The organism is Fulvivirga aurantia (assembly GCF_009711475.1).
Classification (GTDB): Bacteria; Bacteroidota; Bacteroidia; order Cytophagales; family Cyclobacteriaceae; genus Fulvivirga; species Fulvivirga aurantia.
The window spans coordinates 1-2,731 of record NZ_SMMD01000437.1 but is presented as its reverse complement, the minus strand read 5'-3'; the positions used below and the strand labels follow the sequence as shown (position 1 = coordinate 2,731).

Annotated in this window: 3 protein-coding genes; all 3 read left to right on the top strand. The window is 41.3% G+C overall.

The genetic code is table 11. The features are described 5' to 3' along the window. Window positions 1-135: 135 nt before the first annotated feature. Genes E1176_RS02760 through E1176_RS02750 form a run of 3 tightly spaced genes read left to right on the top strand, consistent with a single transcriptional unit; the run spans window position 136 to window position 2,719 of the window. Complete coding sequence (locus tag E1176_RS02760) at window positions 136-1,584, top strand: amidohydrolase (RefSeq protein ID WP_155209051.1); 1,449 nt, start codon at window positions 136-138, stop codon at window positions 1,582-1,584. A 1-nt stretch (window position 1,585) separates the two neighbouring features. Beyond that, on the top strand, window positions 1,586-2,038 hold the full coding sequence (locus E1176_RS02755) for a GyrI-like domain-containing protein (protein ID WP_155209050.1): 453 nt from the start codon (window positions 1,586-1,588) through the stop codon (window positions 2,036-2,038). Window positions 2,039-2,044: 6 nt separating this feature from the next. Next, a complete protein-coding gene (locus E1176_RS02750) occupies window positions 2,045-2,719 on the top strand; it encodes a hypothetical protein (RefSeq protein ID WP_155209049.1) in 675 nt (224 codons plus the stop codon). The last annotated feature ends 12 nt before the right edge of the window (window positions 2,720-2,731 follow it).

The window sequence follows — 2,731 nt, the reverse complement described above, 5'->3', positions numbered from 1 at the left end:
GCTCTCTGCACCTAGCTCTTAGCTCTCTGCTCTCTGCGCTTAGCTCTCTGCGCTCAGCCATTATTTATTCAAACGGTTTTGAAGCAATTGTGTAACCTGTTATCTTATGCTCGACAAAACCAAACAACCTGACTCATGAGAAACATGTTATCGTTATTAGTCGCAATGCTAATCTTCACTTGCGGCTTTGCACAAAAAAAGCCTAAAACCTCTCCTACCAAAAAACTAGCTATCAATAAAGCTGATGCAAAGTATGATGAACTTACCACGCTAAGCAATAAAATCTGGTCTTATGAGGAAATCGCCTTTCAGGAAGAACAATCTGCCGAGGCTTTAATTGCTTACGCTGAAGCCAACGGATTTAAAGTAGAGAAAGGTGTGGCAGAAATACCAACCGCATTTGTAGCAGAATATGGCTCTGGCAAACCAGTAATAGCCATCATGGGTGAGTTTGACGCCCTTCCAGGTCTTTCTCAAAAGACAGTACCTTATAAAGAACCGCTCAATAGCGGTGGAGCTGGTCATGGTTGTGGACACAACCTTTTCGGAACGGCTTCTCTCGGAGCGGCCACTATAATAAAAGAATTGATCGATGAAGGTAAGCTTAACGGCACCATTCGTTTTTACGGGACACCAGCTGAAGAAAAGTTTTTTGGCAAGCTTTGGATGGTACGTGCAGGCCTTTTTGATGATGTTGATGTGATGATGGATTGGCACCCTAGTGCTGAAACTAAGGCCAATGTACAAAGTTCATTAGCTCTCGTAGATTTTATGGTAGAGTTTTACGGTCAGGCTGCTCATGCCAGCGGAGACCCCTGGAATGGAAGAAGTGCATCAGACGCTTTGGAGTTGTACACAACAGGCATTAATTACTACCGCGAGCACATTAAACCTACCGTGCGTATCCACTACCACATTCAAGATGGTGGTCAAGTGGTAAATGTGGTGCCAGATTACTCAAGAATCTGGACGAGAGTACGTGATACTAAAAGAGAAGGCATGGAAGTAGTCTGGAAGCAGGTCGAGCGTATAGCAGAGGGTGCGTCAATCATGGCTAATGTAGATTATAAAATAAAGTTGATTTCCGGAGTGCACGAAGTATTGCCCAACCGTGTGGGTGGTAAGGCCTTACAGGCTAACCTTGAGTATTTAGGTGAAATTCAATACACCGAAGAGGAGACTGCTTTCGGCAAACGTATACAAAAAGAAACCGGTAAGCCCGAAGTAGGGATGGACACAAAAATAAGTCCGCTTGAAGAAACCCTCGAGCACCCGATGGGCGGCTCGACTGACGTGGGAGATGTAAGCTGGGTAGTACCGACCGTGAGACTTGGAGCAACGGTAGCACCAAAAGACACTCCATGGCATAGTTGGGCAGTAGTTGCCTGTGGGGGCATGTCCATCGGCCATAAAGGTATGGTTTATGCCACGAAAGCCCTATCAATGACGATGATCGATCTATATCAAAATGAGAAATTGAGAAATGAGATCAAAGCCGAATTTAAAGAGCGTAAAGGCGATTACCAATACAAAGGTATTTTACCTGATGGCCCTCCACCCTTGGATGGTGTAAAGTTTGATTAAAATGAAAAAATCCAAAATCCAATTGATCGGCCTTCAGCTTGAAGGAAGGACCACCAATGAAAATGGACAGTCAAGCATTGACTGTGGTAACCTATGGCAGCGCTTTGAAAAGGAACACATCCTGGGAAAGGTACCTAACAAGAAATCGGATAGTATTTATGCCGTTTATTTTGATTACGAGGGAGATCACACAAAGCCATTTTCTTATTTTATAGGTTGTGAAGTTGAATCAGGCACTAGTACGCCTGAAGGCTTAAACACTTTGGTAATACCTGAACAGCTATACAAAAAGGTCACTGCTAAAGGCCAAATGCCGGGGTGCATTACCGAAGCCTGGCATATCATCTGGACATCAACCATAGACAGAGCCTACAGCTACGACTTTGAACTGTATGATAAACGCAGCCATGACTGGAATAATGCAGAGGTGGATATATTTATCGCAGAAAAATGACAATTTATGATTAGAATATTATTTACCACAATTATAGCAGTTGTAACTGCTGCCTGTAATCAAGCATCAAGTGAGCAAGAATATGTTTCTAAGACTGATACTTTTAAATCCCCAGCAGATAATGTTACTTTAAAAAGCGGTGATGCTGCTGAAAAAAAGATATCACAGCAGACTTTAGAAAACATTGAAATCTTCAATGGTAAAAGGGTGAATGAAGAAATTCTAACTATTGGTAATATAGATGGAATAGGTAAGCAGGACACAATACGTACTTATATAATAGTACAAAATGATACAGTTTATGTAAAATCTAGATGGATTCGAAAAAATGATATCATATGGCAATTTGATTTAGCTGACCCGTACTTATACCTAAGTGATGATAATCCCCTTTTTGAATACGAAAAAAGCCCTGTCTGGACAAGGTTAACTATTGCAAAAAATTATACCGTCCCAGAGTTAACACCAGTCTCTCAGTACGAATACATTGATTTGAAATGGGTTATAAGTTCTGGCCTTCATGACTTAAAGGCTAATAACGTAAATATTGACAGTACAACTTATAAGGCATATTTAGACAATTTTAAGGGAATGTTGGTGGGATTTGGTGATCCAGAAATAAGAAAATTGGCAATTTGGCACGAACCATCTAAAAGGTTCGTGTCTTATTATACTCCTTGAAATAATATCTCC